At 27.8% G+C, this 17,345-nt stretch carries 12 protein-coding genes; all 12 read left to right on the top strand.

Annotated elements, in window-relative coordinates; genetic code table 11:
* Window positions 1-96: 96 nt before the first annotated feature.
* The gene (gene pnp / locus G534_RS0100140) at window positions 97-2,196 is read left to right on the top strand and encodes a polyribonucleotide nucleotidyltransferase (RefSeq protein ID WP_027347310.1); all 2,100 of its coding nucleotides are present in this window, start codon (window positions 97-99) and stop codon (window positions 2,194-2,196) included.
* 494 nt (window positions 2,197-2,690) lie between these two features.
* Complete coding sequence (locus G534_RS07520; protein ID WP_051177356.1) at window positions 2,691-3,665, top strand: ABC transporter substrate-binding protein; 975 nt, start codon at window positions 2,691-2,693, stop codon at window positions 3,663-3,665.
* Between the two features lies 1 nt (window position 3,666).
* A complete protein-coding gene (locus G534_RS0100125) occupies window positions 3,667-4,650 on the top strand; it encodes a FecCD family ABC transporter permease (RefSeq protein ID WP_169513535.1) in 984 nt (327 codons plus the stop codon).
* On the top strand, window positions 4,650-5,438 hold the full coding sequence (locus G534_RS0100120) for an ABC transporter ATP-binding protein (RefSeq protein WP_027347308.1): 789 nt from the start codon (window positions 4,650-4,652) through the stop codon (window positions 5,436-5,438). Before G534_RS0100125 ends, G534_RS0100120 begins: the two co-directional genes overlap by 1 nt.
* 1 nt (window position 5,439) lies before the next feature.
* Entirely contained in the window at window positions 5,440-7,113 is a 1,674-nt protein-coding gene (locus G534_RS0100115; RefSeq protein ID WP_027347307.1) for an ATP-binding cassette domain-containing protein, read from the top strand.
* Entirely contained in the window at window positions 7,103-8,707 is a 1,605-nt protein-coding gene (locus G534_RS0100110; protein WP_027347306.1) for an ATP-binding cassette domain-containing protein, read from the top strand. Before G534_RS0100115 ends, G534_RS0100110 begins: the two co-directional genes overlap by 11 nt.
* A gap of 231 nt (window positions 8,708-8,938) precedes the next feature.
* The gene (locus tag G534_RS0100105; protein WP_027347305.1) at window positions 8,939-11,179 is read left to right on the top strand and encodes an FtsK/SpoIIIE family DNA translocase; all 2,241 of its coding nucleotides are present in this window, start codon (window positions 8,939-8,941) and stop codon (window positions 11,177-11,179) included.
* Complete coding sequence (gene pgsA / locus G534_RS0100100; RefSeq protein ID WP_027347304.1) at window positions 11,163-11,702, top strand: CDP-diacylglycerol--glycerol-3-phosphate 3-phosphatidyltransferase; 540 nt, start codon at window positions 11,163-11,165, stop codon at window positions 11,700-11,702. Before G534_RS0100105 ends, pgsA begins: the two co-directional genes overlap by 17 nt.
* A gap of 8 nt (window positions 11,703-11,710) precedes the next feature.
* Window positions 11,711-12,772: a recombinase RecA gene (gene recA / locus G534_RS0100095; RefSeq protein ID WP_027347303.1), complete on the top strand. Its 1,062-nt coding sequence runs from the start codon at window positions 11,711-11,713 to the stop codon at window positions 12,770-12,772.
* 12 nt (window positions 12,773-12,784) lie between these two features.
* Entirely contained in the window at window positions 12,785-14,329 is a 1,545-nt protein-coding gene (gene rny / locus G534_RS0100090; protein ID WP_027347302.1) for a ribonuclease Y, read from the top strand.
* Window positions 14,330-15,035: 706 nt separating this feature from the next.
* Window positions 15,036-15,776 carry a 2,3-diphosphoglycerate-dependent phosphoglycerate mutase gene (gene gpmA / locus G534_RS0100085; protein ID WP_027347301.1) on the top strand — a complete coding sequence of 247 codons (741 nt, stop codon included), beginning with the start codon at window positions 15,036-15,038 and terminating at the stop codon, window positions 15,774-15,776.
* Window positions 15,777-16,275: 499 nt separating this feature from the next.
* Entirely contained in the window at window positions 16,276-17,247 is a 972-nt protein-coding gene (locus G534_RS0100080; RefSeq protein ID WP_034595773.1) for a tyrosine recombinase XerC, read from the top strand.
* Window positions 17,248-17,345 lie beyond the last annotated feature (98 nt).

Genomic DNA, 17,345 nt, shown 5'->3' with positions numbered 1-17,345 from the left:
TTTTTTATTTATACTTTTTTATATTATATGGTATGATATTATAGTAAACAAAAAGGAAATATAATATAGGATAGCAGGTGCTATCAAGGAGAAACAATGGTAAAAAAATACAGATACAGTTCAGAAAATTACGAATTTGAAGTTGAGATAGGTAAAGTTGCAAAACAAGCTAGTGCAGCAGCAACTTTAAGAGCTGGTGATTCAATGGTTCTAGTTACAGTTGTTGGATCTGATGAAGAAAGAGAAGGGATAGATTTTTTCCCATTATCAGTTGAAGTTCAAGAAAAACAATATGCAGTTGGACGTATACCTGGTGGATATATTAAAAGAGAAGGAAGACCAACAGATGAAGCTACATTAACAGCTCGTATGATGGACAGACCTTTAAGACCTTTATTCCCAGAAGGTTACAAAAAAGATGTTCAAATAGTTTCAACTATTTTAGCTGCTGATGAAAATTACGATACAGGGATTTTGTCAATGATTGGGTCATCAATAGTTCTTGGAATTTCTCCAATACCATTTAATGGGCCTACAGGATCAGTATCAGTAGGATATGTTGATGACAAATATATAATCAATCCAAAATCAGATGAAAAGAAAGTATCAAAATTAGATTTAACATTATCTGGAACAAAAGATGCTATCATGATGGTTGAAGCTGGAGCTTTAGAATTAACAGAAACCCAAATGCTAGAAGCTATACTATTTGGGCATGAAGAAATTAAAAAAATCTGTGAATTTCTTCAAACGATTATAGATGAAATTGGACAAGAAAAAAATGAATTTCATTATGAAGGTGTAGATAAAGTTTTATATACAGAAATAGATGACAATTTCGGACAAAGAATAAAAGAAGCATTACAAACTGTAGATAAGAAAACAAGAGATGATGCCTTAGATGAAATCCAAAATGAAATTATTGAAAAATATACAGATGAAGATGATGAAAACATCGAAGAAAAACTAAAAAGTGTTAATGAAGTATTTGAAGAATTAGAAAAAACAATTGTAAGAAAATTAATCTCTGTAGATAAGGTTAGATCCGATGGTAGAAAAATGCACGAAATCAGACCTTTATCTGCTGAAGTAGCATATGTTCCAAAAGTACATGGTTCTGGATTATTTACTAGAGGTCAAACACAAGTATTAAATATTGCAACACTTGGATCTCCTTCAGATGTTCAATATATCGATGGATTAACTGATGAAGAAGTTAAGAAAAGATATATTCATCACTACAATTTCCCGGGATATTCAGTTGGTGAAATCGGAAGATTTAGAACACCAGGTAGAAGAGAAATAGGTCATGGTAGACTTGCAGAAAGAGCATTAGAAGCGGTAATTCCTTCAGAAGAAGAATTCCCATATGTAATAAGACTTGTTTCAGAAGTACTTGAATCAAATGGTTCATCTTCAATGGCTTCAGTATGTGGTTCAACACTTTCATTGATGGATGCAGGTGTTCCAATAAAAGCACCAGTTGCAGGTATTGCAATGGGACTTATTAAAGAAGGTGATGACTTTGCAATCCTTACAGATATTCAAGGACTTGAAGACCATTTAGGAGATATGGACTTTAAAGTAGCTGGTACAAAAGATGGTATAACAGCATTACAAATGGATATCAAGATTGATGGTATAAATAGAGCAATCTTGGAAGAAGCATTAGAAGATGCAAAAGATGCAAGAATGAGAATCTTAGATGTAATTCTTGAAGCAATTCCAGCTCCAAGACCAGAAGTATCACCAAATGCTCCAAGAATTTTTACAATTCAAGTTAAACCTGAAAAAGTTAGAGAAGTTATAGGTTCTGGTGGAAAAACTATTAACAAAATAATTGATGAAACTGGTGTTAAAATAGATATAACAGACGAAGGATTAATTACAATTACTTCTTCAGATACTGAAAGCGGTAAAAGAGCAATCGAAATTATTGAAAGTATAGTTGAAGAACCAGAAATAGGGGATGTCTACTTAGGTAAAGTCGTTAAAATAATGAACTTTGGTGCATTTGTACAATTTGCAAATGGAAAAGAAGGATTAGTTCATATTTCAAAACTTGACCATAAGAGAGTAGAGAAAGTTGAAGATGTCGTAAAAGAAGGCGACGAAATAATGGTTAAAATCATAGAAATAGATGACAAAGGTAGAATCAATCTTTCAAGAAAAGATGTACTGCCAAAAGGTGAATAAGTAAAGTAATATTGAATGAGTGACAAGTTTCATTTTTAGGAATTTGTCACTTTTTTTGTTATTCTCTAAATGCTACGATTAACTCAATTATAACAAATCTTCATTTTTTTTTATTATTGAATATTATATTAAGAGCTGTAATTTTCTTAATATTAATTGTATTAGTTTTACTATTATTACCATATTTTGGAATTAGAATTTTCCATTGATATAATCCTAATTTAGGGTACATTTGCAATTTCTGCATTTGTACCCAACTTGACTATCGAATGATATGTTAAAATCGGGTACATTCAGCATATTCGCTATTTGTACCCGACTTTTCTTAATTTCTGAAGAATTTAAAATAGGGTACATTCATCACTTTTCCTATTTATACCTACCATTAAACTTATTTGTCATCTTTTAAATTTGATTTGCATTCATAAATATTTGTGTTATAATATCTAAATGATAATGATTCTCATTATCAGCAAAATTATGTTGGAGGATTTATGAAAAAGATATTATTAACAATTTTAAGTATAATCTCTGTATTTATTTTAGTAGCATGTTCAAATACTAAAGAAACAGAAATGGAAACAATGGTAGAAAGTAATGATGAAACCATGAATGAAACAATGATGGAAACTGATAATGAAAAATCAGAGGAAACAAATAATGAAACTAAAATGGAATCTGAAGCTAAATATCACAATGTAATTGCAGGTTCAACCACAGTAGCTGAATATTTAGATGCACTTGGTGTAGATATAGTTGGTGTATCAAGCCAAGACAATACTCCAGAAAGATATAAGGACGTTACAAAAGTAGGAGCTCCAAGAAAATTAGACTATGAAACAATAGTTTCATTAAATCCAGATTTATTTATAGGTGACAAATTACTTGAAGATTTAAGTATAGAAAATTTAAAAAATCAAAATATTGAAACCATATACCTAAGTAATTCAAATATCGATGAAATAAAAGAAAATGTAAATACTTTATCTAATCTTTTTGGAAAACAAAATAAAGCAAAAGAAATAATTGCAAATATTGATAAAGAAGTAGAAAACGCAGTAAGTAATGCTAAAAATTTAGAAGGTAAAAAAGTAGCAATTTTATTTGGTACTGGTGAAAAATATATGTTAGCAACAAAGAGCTCATTTATTGGTGGATTATTAGAAGAATTAAAAGTAGATAATATAGCAAATTATATTTCTAAAGATCCAAGACCTTATGTACCTTTTAGTTTAGAAACAGTAGTAGAACAAAATCCTGATTATATACTAACTTTATCTCATGGTCATAAGGAAGCAATGAAACAAGCATTTAAAGAAGAGCTTGCTAAAGATTTATGGAAATCAACAAATGCTGTTGTAGAAGGTAGAGTATATGCTTTAGATGATAAAAAATTTCCTGTAACAGGAAATATTCATATAGGTGAAATATTAATGAATCTTAAAGATTTATTAGAAAATGGAGAGTAAAATGAAAAACGTCAAAAAATCGTCTTTTTGGATAATGTTAATATTTTTATTGATTTTAGTAACTATATTGAGTATTTCATTTGGTAGTGTAAACATTGAATTCAGTGAAATAATTGATATTATAATTGGTAAAGATACTCCAAATAGAGTGATTTTTTGGAATATTAGATTACCTAGAGTTATTTTTTCTATAATAACAGGAATTAATTTAGCCGTTTCAGGCTTATTATTACAAATAGTTTTGAAAAACCCGATGGCAGACCCTGGAATACTCGGAATAAGTTCTGGGGCTTCATTAGGTGCAATATTAGTTATGCTAATACTTCCTATAAGTGCAAGTGCGTTGCCATTTGTAGCTTTTTTAGGAGGTATTTCGGCATTTTTAGTGATAATGATATTTGCATGGAATAATGATATTTCACCAGTAAGATTAATCCTTTCTGGTGTGGCTGTAAATGCAATGATAGGTGGTATACAATCAACTATCATGACTTTGTATTCAGATAGATTACAAGGCGTAATAAACTTTCTAAATGGAAATTTAAGTGGAAAGACATGGGCTCAAATCCAAACGATGCTAATTTATAGTATTCCAATATTTATATTAATTTTATTATTTAGATCTAAAATAAACATTTTAAATTTACCAGATAATACAGCCTATAATTTAGGAATAAATATTAGAAATTACAGACTTATAGTTGCATCACTTAGTGTGTTTCTTGCATCAATTACAGTCTCACAAGTTGGTTTAATTTCTTTTGTAGGACTAGTTGTACCACATCTTGCAAAAATAATTGTCGGTGGAAACTTTAAAAAACTATTTCCAACAACAATTCTAATGGGGTCGATACTCGTCGTATTTGCAGATTTTCTTTCAAGAATGATAGTTAGACCTTTAGAAATACCAATTGCAACAGTTATGTCAATCATTGGTGGACCATATTTTCTATATTTATTGCATAAACAAAGAGGTGATAAATAATGTTTGAATTTACAATTAATAATTTGGACTTTTCATATTCACAAAAATTTGAAAAAGTATTGAAAAATGTGAATCTTAATATTCACCCAAATAAGTTTACCGCAATAATTGGGGCAAATGGTTCTGGTAAAAGCACATTATTCAAATTATTATCAGGAGAAGAACAACCATCAAGTGGTAGTGTTAAATACTATGATAAAGAAATTTTAGATATAGATTTGAAATCAAGATCTAAGGATATTGCAATAGTTCATCAAATAACTGAAACTATTAATTATTTTACAGTCGAAGAAATTGTAGAAATGGGGAGAACCCCATACCAGTCATTTTTCAATAATAAACTTACTAAATATGATAAAGAAGCAGTTCAAAAAGCAATAAAAATGGTTGGTTTAGAAAACAAAAAAAACAAATATTTTAATCAATTATCAGGTGGTCAAAGACAAAGAGTCTGGATTGCATTAGCACTTGCAAAAGAACCAAAGACAATACTCTTAGATGAACCTATGACATTCTTAGATATAAAATATCAATTAGAAATACTTAGTTTGCTCAAAAAACTAATAAAAGAGTATAATATAACAGTAGTTGCAATTTTACATGATTTGAATCAAGTTTTACATTATTCTGACTATCTAATAGCTCTAAAAGATGGCTTACTATATGCAGAAGGTGAGACTAAAGATACGATAACTAAAGAACTTGTAAGAGATTTATTTGATGTAAATTCAGATTTTATAAAATGTCTTCACGGAAAAAAGATATTAGATATATATTTAGAGGAATAATATGATAAAACGATTACTTAATATTGAAAAGAAATACATGATAACAACTATATTTACAACATTTATGGATTGGTTTGATATGTTTATATTTGCTCAAATTGCAAATATAATGATTAAACTTTATTTAAATGGTGAAATTTTAAACATTACATATAGTCTATTAATCTTATCAATATTATTCTATTCAATTTACAAAATATTTTTAGAAAAAAAATATATAAATATTTGGTACAATAATGCTTATCTTAAGATAAAAGAAATGTATTTTAATTCTATATTTGAAGGACCTGAAAAAAGAAACATCGTTAAAATAGTTCAATCAGATCTAAAAAATATGAAAAGACTTGGAGAACTTTATAATATTGTGTTTCCAGCGGGTATAAAATTTATACTAGGAATTATTCTTTTCACAATATTAGCCATTATTTATAAATCATATTTGCTATTCGTAATTATTGCCTATTTTCTCGTTTTAGGGCTTTCAATGTCTCTTTTTGGCAAATCCATATCAAGAGTAAATGTTCGCTATATGGGTGCATTTATGAGCCTAGGAAATAGATTTTTAGATGACCTAAGTGGTATCAATACTCTAATCATGTACAATCAAGACGAATTCTATTATGAAAAATTTAAAGATGATTCTGAAAATTTCAGAATAAAGACGATGGAGCTTTTATCCAAACAATTACAGACTTTATTTATATTAAATTGTTTGATATTTGTATTTATGTTGGTTGGAACAATTGTAACTATTCTTCAATCTAAAGCATTCAATTTTACCTTATTACAGGCAATAATCTTATTTGTAGTGTTTGCAAGAACTATTCTACTTACAAGAGAAATTGGATTTAGTGTTCATATTGTAAAATCAGCAATGGGCTCACTTAAATCAGTGTTTGAAACAATAGATTCTCATTTATCCGATAATTCATTTCATAAACCCTTATTAAATGTTGAAAATATCAAGTTTGACAATGTAAGTTTTGCATACAATAAAGAAAGACCAATTATTAGTAAATTCAGCTATACATTTAATAAAGGAAATATATATAAAATTGTAGGTAGAAATGGCGAAGGAAAATCCACAATTTTCAAAATGATTAAGGGAATTATTGAAGCTACCAATGGATCTATTTATGTAAACGATATTAATCTAAATGATATTTCATATGGTGAAAAAAGTGATTTAATTGGTTCTTTAAATACAGCTTCATATTTATTTGAAGGAAGTATTAAAGATAATTTAGATATATTTAACAATAAAAATATAGAAAAAGAAATTGAAAAATATAATTTACTTGAGTTTGTCCAAAACCTTAAAGACGGTCTTGATACAAATGTAGGAGAAGATGGAAAACTTATGTCTCCAGGGCAAAAACAACAAATTGCATTTTTTAGACTTCTATTATCTGATAAACAAATTTTCTTGCTTGATGAATTTGTTTCATCTGTAAATAGAGAAAACATAGATAAAATTATCTCTTCATTAAATCAAGTAAAGGACGATAAAATTATATTTATAATAACTCATGATTTGAAACATTTGCTTCCAGATGAAAAAATACTTTTTTTGAGTAATAGTGAAATTATCGAATCTACTCATAAAAATTTAATTGAGAATAACAAAGATTACAAAGAATTATATGAAATGAAAGTAGGCGAAAATGATATTTAAATTATTATCCTATATTAAAAATTTAAAATTTTATCTAATCTTAAGTTATTTATTTGCCTATATAGCAAGCTTTAGCACAGTCTTTGCTATAGCATATTTACTACATTCAATTTTTAAATTAAATATTACATTTGCTTCTGCGATTATATTTCTATTAATTTCAATTTTGCTTGGAGTTTCTAATTATTTAGAGCATTATTTCGGTCATTTAGTAGCATTTAAACTGCTTTCAGAATTTAGAATAATGGTCTATAATAAACTACGTGAAATTGCCCCAGCAAAAATGGATAATAAAGAAAGCTCAAAAATTCTTTCAATAATACACACTGATATTGAAAATGTCGAAGTTTTCTTTGCTCATACGATTGTGCCACTTTTAAATGCAATTACAATGACAATTACTACAAGTATTATATATATTATATTCTTTGGATATTCAGGACTTATTAGTTTAATTACTTATATATTAATTGGTTTTATCATTCCTTTTTATAAGAAAAATAAATCCTTTGAAAATTCTCAAAAAGTAGATATTATCAAGGATAGACTAAATAAGACAATTACAGAAGATATAAATGGTAAATATGAGCTTCAAGAATTTAATTTAATTAATAAGGAAATTGAAAAATTAAATAATATAACAAAAGAAGAAAATAGTATCTCTGACAAAATTGCATTAGTAAATTCTAATAAAACATTTATTACAAATATACTTATATTTGCAACTTGGGGATTACTGTATTTACTAAATATTGAAAATCTAAATACTTTAAAGCTTATTCTTATACTTGTTTATCCATTTACATTTACAACACAACTTGCTTTATCAAAGCTAAGTGTTCAATTTTCAACAACTATGAAATGTGCAAGAAATTTAATAAATTTTCTATCAGAAGAAAGTATTGTAAATGAAGGGACAAAAGAAATATCCGATATTTCATCAATAAGTTTTGAAAATGTAACATTTTCTTATCCAAATACCAATATCAATATTTTAGAAAATCTTTCAATTGATTTTAATCATAATAAAATAATTGGAATTGAAGGTGAATCTGGTATTGGAAAATCAACAATTGTTAAACTAATTATGAAATGGTATACTCCCACAAATGGTTCAATTTACTTAAATGATACCGATATTAATAAAATTTCTAGGACATCTATAATAGAGCAAATTAGTTATGTTTCACAAAATCCATATATATTTAATGGGAATATACGTGAAAATTTAACTTTAGGAAAAAAATATTCTGATGAATTAATTAAAGAAAAAATTAAAGAAGTATTACTTGATAATAGAATTTCGCATATTGAAAATGGATTAGATACAAAACTAAATAAAAAAAATATACCATTTTCATCGGGTGAACTACAACGATTTGAACTTATAAGGGCTTTACTTGTTGATAAACCAATTATGATACTTGATGAGCCAACAAGTAATTTAGACCTTCAAAATGAGCAAATATTTCTAAACATACTAAAAAACATTAAGAATAAAACAATATTTATCATATCTCATAGAAAATCAACCATTGAAATATGTGATGAAATCTATAGATATGATGGAAAAAATATAATTAAAGTAAAATGACCTTATTGATATGAGGCCATTTTTTTATTTATCAAATCTTTGTTCCTATATGAAATCATTAAAATTGAGTAAACAAGGTAAATACTACTGTAAACATCACATATGTTAAATAATGATGAAACTATAATTATTTGTAAAATAGAACAAACGTTCGTATAATATAGATATATAGATAATTCAATTATGGCAATCTTTATGGTATAATTATAGTTGAGTTATTATGGAGGAAGCATGACTAAAAATAAATCATCAAGAGCAAAAAAAAGATCCAAAAATCAATCAACTATTGCTATGTCAATAATTGTATTATTTTTATTTATTTTAACTACTTCTACAGTATTATTAAAAGATAAAATGGGGATAATTGGATTAATATTTAGCCAAGGAATGTTTATACTTTTTGGTTTGGCAGCTTATATTGCTCCATTTTATGCAATGTTTGTTTTCTATTCTTTCAGAAATAAAAAGTTCTGGACAGAGTTTAAATGGAAACTATTAACTTTCACTATATTATTTATTATGTTGTCATTAACTGCAGCAACATTTTTTATGAATGGTGATGAATTAAGTTTCAATCAAACTATTGCAAGCTCATATAATCAAGCTTTAAATTATACAGGAGTTGGTGTAATTATTGCATCTATTTATTTTGTATTTAATTCACTAATTGCTGATATAGGAATCTATATATTTACTGTTTTAACTATTTTCGTTTCTTATTTTTACTTATTTGATAAATCTATGGCAGATTTTATTAAAAATATTTTTTATAAAATTAAGGCATTATTTGTAAAAGATAAAAAAACAAATAAAATAAAAGAGAAATCAATGGCAAAAATTAATAAAAATGAAGATAAAAAGACAGTTATTGAAAATGATGATTTCAAAAATAATAATTTAGAACCAATGATTTCATATCATAATTCAGATGAACAATCTGAAGAAGTGATTCAAAAAGTTGAAGAAACTGGACAGGTAGGAATTGTTTATGACGAAGATTATGAATATATAAAACCTCCAGTCGATTTATTAATTAGCCCTTCTGAATCAGCAGTAGATGATAAAGGTATTTTATTGAAAAACGCTGAAATTATAACTGAAACTTTAAACAGTTTCGGTATTGAATCAGAAGTTGTAAATATCAATAATGGTCCTACTGTAACTTCTTATGAAGTAAAACCACAATCAGGTATTAAAGTTAGTAAGATAGTAAATTTATCTAATAATTTAGCTATGGCTCTAGCTTCTTCTAGCATAAGAATAGAAGCTCCGATACCTGGAAAACCCTATGTAGGGATAGAGGTACCTAATAGAAATAAGGATGTGGTTGGATTCAGACAATTAATTTCAACAGAAGAATTTCAAAAACATGATGAGGATATAACCGTTGCTATAGGTAAAGATATATTTGGTAAACCGTTATATGCTCAAATTAATGAAATGCCGCATTTATTAATTGCAGGTGCTACAGGATCTGGTAAATCTGTATTGATGAATGCAATAATTATGAGTATTATATACAAATACTCTCCTAAAGAAGTGGAATTTATAATGATAGACCCTAAAATGGTTGAACTTAAGATTTATTCTGGTATTCCACATCTAAAAGGACGAAAAGTAGTTACTAAAGCAGTCGAAGCTACAGCTTCTCTACATGAAGCAGTAAAAGAAATGACTGATAGATTTGAATTATTTGCGAAATCTGGTGCAAGAGACATCAAAGCATATAATTCAAAAATTGAAGAAGATGACGAAAATAATACATTGGAAAAACTTCCATATTTAGTTGTCATAATTGATGAGCTTTCTGATTTAATGATGGAAGCTTCTAAAGATGTAGAAAACTATATCACTAGACTTGCTCAAATGGGTAGAGCTAGTGGTGTACATTTAATAATTGCAACACAAAGGCCAAGTGTTAATGTAATTACAGGTATTATAAAAGCTAATATACCTTCACGAATTGCCTTTCAAGTTGCATCTAATGTCGATTCAAGAACTATTATAGATTCATCTGGTGCTGAAAAGCTTCTCGGAAAAGGTGATATGTTGTATTATCCAAGTAAATTACCTAAACCAAAGAGAGCTCAAGGTGCATTTGTAACAGATCAAGAAGTTGAAAGAGTTGTTACTTATATTAAAAATAAAAACGAAACTATAAAAGTAGATGAAACATTTAATAAAAAAATTGAAGAAACATACAAACCACAAGATTCATTAGATGATGTAGATGAATTATATGACGAGGCAGTAAAATTTGTACTTACAGAAAACACTGCATCAATCTCTGCTATTCAACGTAGGTTTAGAGTTGGATATGCTAGAGCTGGTCGTATAATTGATCAAATGACTAGAAATGGTATTGTAAGTGAACAAGATGGCGCAAAGCCAAGAAATATTTTAGTTACATTAGAAGAATATGAAAATACATTAGAGGGTGAAGATAATGTTGAAAATGAATTTAGCGAATAAACTAACTATAATTAGATTATTTATGGTCCCAGTATTTGTTGTTATATACAATATATTTGGTGTAAATAGCGTTATACCAGCTATTATTTTTGCATTAACTTCTGCTACTGATTTTTTAGATGGTCATATTGCTAGATCTAGAAATTTAATAACCACATTTGGTAAATTTATGGATCCACTAGTAGATAAAGTCCTTACACAAGCAGGCTTTTTAGTTTTAGTGGGTTCTGGAATTATACCTGCATGGGCTGTAATTATAATAATTTTTAGAGAACTTCTAATAGATGGATTAAGAATTTTAGCAGCATCAAATAATATTACAATAGCTGCTTCAATTTACGGGAAATTAAAGACAACTAGCCAAATGATTACAATAATTTTGTATCTTTTAAGCGGTGTACTAACATTTATTCCAAATATCGTATATGATATATTTCTTTATATCTCAGTTATACTTACTATACTTTCCGGTATGGATTATCTAATGAAAAATATACAGGTTTTAGATTTAGATAATATATAGGAGGAATAATGACTGAAAATATCGATAAAGATAAGAAAAAAGCCTTAGATCGTGCTTTAACACAGATTGAAAAATCTTATGGTAAAGGTTCTATAATGGTTTTAGGAGATTCTCCTCAAACCAATGATATTAAAGCTATTCCTACTGGAGCATTAACATTAGATATTGCTTTAGGTATTGGTGGATTACCAAGAGGAAGAATAGTTGAAATATATGGCCCAGAATCATCTGGTAAAACTACACTAGCACTTCATAGTATTGCTGAAGCTCAAAAATTAGGCGGAATCGCTGCATTTATAGATGCTGAGCATGCTCTTGATGTTAATTATGCAAAAAATTTAGGTGTTGATATTGAAAATCTAGTGCTTTCGCAACCTGATACAGGAGAACAAGCACTTGCAATTACCGAATCATTAGTAAGATCAAATGCAGTTGATATAATTGTAATCGACTCTGTAGCAGCTTTAGTTCCTAGAGCTGAAATCGAAGGAGACATGGGGGATACTCATGTTGGTTTACTTGCGAGACTTATGTCTCAAGCTTTAAGAAAACTTACTGCTATTGTAGCAAAATCAAATTGTACAGTAGTATTCTTAAATCAATTAAGACAAAAAATTGGTATAATGTTTGGTAATCCCGAAACTACCACAGGTGGTATAGCACTTAAATTTTACTCTAGTGTAAGATTAGACGTTAGAAGAAAAGAACAAATAAAAAGTGGAGATGATGTAATTGGGAATATAACTCAAGTTAGAGTTGTTAAAAATAAAGTTGCTCCACCATTTAAAACTGCAACATTTGACATAATGTATGGAACAGGTATATCAAAAACTGGTTCATTACTAGACGCAGCTGTTGATTTTGGAATTGTTGATAAAGCAGGTTCTTGGTATAGTTATAAAGGTGAGAGACTTGGTCAAGGTAGAGAAAATGTTAAAGAATTCTTATCAAATAATCAAGATTTATTAAATAGCATTGAAACTGAAATTAGAAACAATTTAAAATCAGATAAAAACTCTAATACGGAAAATGAAGAAATAGAAGAAACTGATACAGATAAAATAATATAGCAAGAGGTAAAAATGGATAATATGGGATATTATATCCTAGCCTTAATAGTGGGAGTTTTAATAGGTTATATTATTGTTTCAATTATAAAAACAAACTCAGATAAAAAGAAATTAAATTCTGCTAAAAATTTATCAATGAGAATTATTGAAGATGCAAACAGAGACGCTGAATCTCTAAAAAGAGAAGCGATGTTGACAGCAAAAGATGAAATTTTTAAATTAAAACAAAATATTGAACATGAAGAAAAATTAAGACGTAAAGAACTCAATAAGCACGAACAAAGGTTAGTGAAAAAAGAAGAAAACTTAGATAAAAAAATAGATAAAGTTGACAGAAAATATGATTCTCTTAATTCAAAATTAAAAAATGTTGAATTAAAAGAACTTGAAGTAAATGAAAAACTACAAGAACAAATTACAGAACTAGAAAGAATTTCTGGTTTAACTGATCAAGAAGCTAGACAAATAGTTTTAGATCAGGCTGAAGAAGAAGCTGAACATCAAAAAGCTTTAATTATACGTGATTATGAAGCTCGTATAAAAGAAAATCAAACAAAAATAGCTAAAAATATTATAGTTCAAGCTATACAAAGACAGGCTTCAGATACTGTAGCGCAATCATCAGTAGCTGTAGTATCTCTACCTAATGATGAGATGAAAGGTAGAATTATAGGACGTGAAGGTAGAAATATTAGAGCCTTTGAAAGTTTAACTGGTGTAGATATCATAATTGATGATACACCTGAAGCTATCGTTCTTTCTTCCTTCGATTTAAAAAGAATAGAAATCGCAAGAATTACATTAGAAAAATTAATGCTTGATGGAAGAATTCATCCTGCAAGAATTGAAGAAATGTACGAAAAAGCACAAGAAGAAATTGAACAATCTATAAAAGAATATGGTGAAGAAGCTTGTGAAAAAGCTAAAGTTCACGGATTACATCCTGATTTAGTACGTACCTTAGGTCTTTTATATTTTAGAACATCTTATGGACAAAATGTGCTATGGCATTCCGTAGAGGTTGCAAATATAGCAGCAACTCTAGCACGTGAAATTGGTATTAATGATAAAGTAGCAAGACGTGCAGGATTATTACATGACATTGGTAAAGCACTAGACCATGAAATTGAAGGTACTCATGTTGAGATTGGGGTAAACTTATTAAGAAGATATAAAATTAAAGAAGATATAGTTCACGCAGTAGAAGCTCATCACTTCGATGTACCTTTCCAATCACTTGAAGCTATGATAGTACAAGCTGCTGACGCTATATCTGCAGCAAGACCTGGAGCAAGAAGAGAAGCGATTGACGCTTATTTAACAAGGTTAGCTAATCTTGAAGCTATTGCAACTTCTTATGAAGGTATTAAGCAAGCATACGCTATTCAAGCTGGTCGTGAATTAAGAATAATGGTAGAACCTGATAAAATTTCTGATGATAGACTTACTATACTAGCATCTGAAATTGCAAGAAGAATTGAAGATGAACTTGAATATCCTGGAAAGATTAAAGTTCATATAATTAGAGAAACCAGATCTTCAGCTTATGCTAAATAATTTAATTAAAATATTAAAGACGCATTCTTTTTGAATGCGTTCTTTTTTATGTGAAATAGCGTAAATGGGATAATGTTATATTTTTAACTTTTAATAACATTTATAAATATTAGAGTATTAGCTAAGAGTGTAATTAAGCAAGGTGTTTAAATGCTTAAAACCCTGTAATAATCACCCTTGGAGATGCTCTTCAGGGGTGTTTAAATGATTAAAACCTTGTAATAATTACCCTTGATCTTAGCGCTCATGGATGTTTAAATCCACAAAACCATGAGTTAATCACCCTTGAAGTAGGAATTAATGGATGTTTAAATTCACAAACTATGAAATAATCATCCTTGCCGCTGGAACTCATGGGTGTTTAAATATATATAATCATCCATTAATCAATTTTCCCACTTAATACTACTGATGATTAAGGAATAAGCTAAAAATAAATAATTCAATTATTATTTTACATTTAATACTATTTAATTAAATTATTTTACAATAAATTATAAAACTATCAAAAATTTCATTTTTAATAAATCTCCTTAAATTTTAGACATGTAATTATATGCCTATGTTATTTTAAATCGCTTAAAACGCAAAATAGAGCCTCGTTTTTTGCCGATTTTAGAAAAAATATATATTATCAAATAATTGACATTTTTTATTCTTAGAGTAATAATATTTATGTATAGAAAATAAAAAAGGAAGGAAAATTATGAAATTAGTATTAGTTAGACATGGCGAAAGCGAATGGAATAAATTAAATTTATTTACTGGTTGGACAGATGTTGAATTAAGTGAAAAAGGTCATGAAGAAGCTATTGAAGGTGGTAAAGTTCTTAAGGCTGAAGGTTATGATTTTGATATTTGCTACACTTCATATTTGAAGAGAGCTATTCATACATTAAATCACGTTTTAGAAGAAATGGATCGTGAATGGTTACCAGTCGTTAAATCATGGAAATTGAATGAAAGACATTATGGTGCATTACAAGGATTAAACAAGTCTGAAACTGCTGAAAAATACGGCGAAGACCAAGTTAAAATCTGGAGAAGATCATTTGATGTGCAACCACCAGCATTAGAAGAATCAGATGAAAGAAATCCAAAGTTAATCGATGCTTATAGAGATGTCAAAGAAGAATTACCACTTTGTGAAAGCTTGAAAGATACAATAGCTAGAGTAGTTCCATATTTTGAATCTACAATCAAAAAAGACATGTTAGATGGTAAGAGAGTATTAATCGCAGCTCATGGTAATTCATTAAGAGCTTTAGTAAAATATTTTGAAAACTTGTCAGATGACGAAATTGTTGGAGTAAATTTACCAACAGGTATACCACTAGTATATGAATTTGATGAAGACTTCAATGTTGTATCAAAAGGATATCTAGGAGACCAAGAAAAAATTGCTAGCAAAATTAATGCAGTAGCAAATCAAGGTAAAGCAAAATAGTTTTTGTAAATTGATATTTTAATAAAATAAACTATTTTTAAGGACAATGCGTGTTTAGAGCTTATTTTAAGAGCATTGTCCTTTTATAGTGTTTAAAAGTATATTTTGTCACAAAATCATTATTTTGTGACAAAGTTAATTTAAGTTAAATCATCCCTATTTCTATCAAATTCTGTCCAATTTTATTTATCACCCTATTTATTAATTCATTATAAAATAAAAACATTTTTATTATTTCTATCTAAATTATTATTTCATTTATATTTTATGAAAATTAAATTTATAAAATTCTTAATCTTTATAGATTTATATTTTTTTATTCTACTTGTATATATTTAAAAATCTTTTATTTTATGATACTCATTTATTCTTCTATATTTTAATTTATTTCTTTTATTTATTTTAATGTAAAAATTTTGAATACCCCTATTCCTATTTATCTATATTTTCATTATGTGATATACTATTTCTATAATCATATTTAAAGATGGGGTTATTTATGTATAAAGATGTACCAATTTTTGTTGATGACTTTTTATCTTATCTTAAGACTATAAAGGGATTATCAATAAATACAGTAAATGAATACTATTATGATATAAGGCTATATCTAAAATTTATGGCATATCGTTTAAGACTTGTAGATTATGATGACGATGATGAAGTCGAAGATTTAGATATTAGAAAACTTCGTGTAAAAGATCTTGAAGGAATAAGTGTAATAGATCTTCATAGTTATATTTCATATAGGGATAATACACGTGACAATTCTTCAACTACCAGGGCAAGAAAAGTATCAAGTTTAAGAACTTTTTATAAGTATTTGACAACAGTTGATAAATCTATCGATGAAAACCCTACTCTTGAACTTGAGCTTCCTAAACAAAAGAAAAGAAATCCTGTATATTTAACTCTAGATGAATCTAAAAAATTATTACACACAATAAGTCAAGAGAAAAATCAATTCCAAAGATATAGAGACTTTGCAATTGTATTGTTATTTTTAACTACTGGAATTCGATTGTCCGAACTTTCATCTATAAATATAGACTCTATAAAAGATATGGAATTTACAGTTATAGGTAAAGGAGATAAAGAAAGAATAGTCTATATGACTGAAGCTTCCAAGCTTGCAATTGATGAGTATTTAAGTATAAGACCAGAAATCGAAAATGAAAAAGCCCTATTTCTTTCAAATAGAAATAAAAGAATGAGTAATAGAGCTATTCAGCATATGATCGAAAAATATTTACTAAAGGCTGGTTTTGATACTACAAAATATTCTACTCATAAATTGAGACATACAGCTGCTACTCTTATGTACAGAGAAGGTGTTGATATAAGAACACTACAAAATGTATTGGGACATACCTCTATCGCAACAACTCAAATATATACACATGTTGCTGATGATAGTGTAAAAGGAGCTATAAGCTCAAATCCATTAAAGGATATTTCAATTGAAGACTAAATTACAATAGTCTTAATTCATAATAATTTTATATTAAATATAAAAAATATCTGTTAGTTATAATATAAACTGATTTTCTTAAAGTTAGTTTTTTAGGG

Origin of the sequence: Helcococcus sueciensis DSM 17243, assembly GCF_000423145.1 — a bacterium.
Taxonomy (GTDB): Bacteria; Bacillota; Clostridia; order Tissierellales; family Peptoniphilaceae; genus Helcococcus; species Helcococcus sueciensis.
This window is presented reverse-complemented; position numbering and strand designations above follow the sequence as displayed.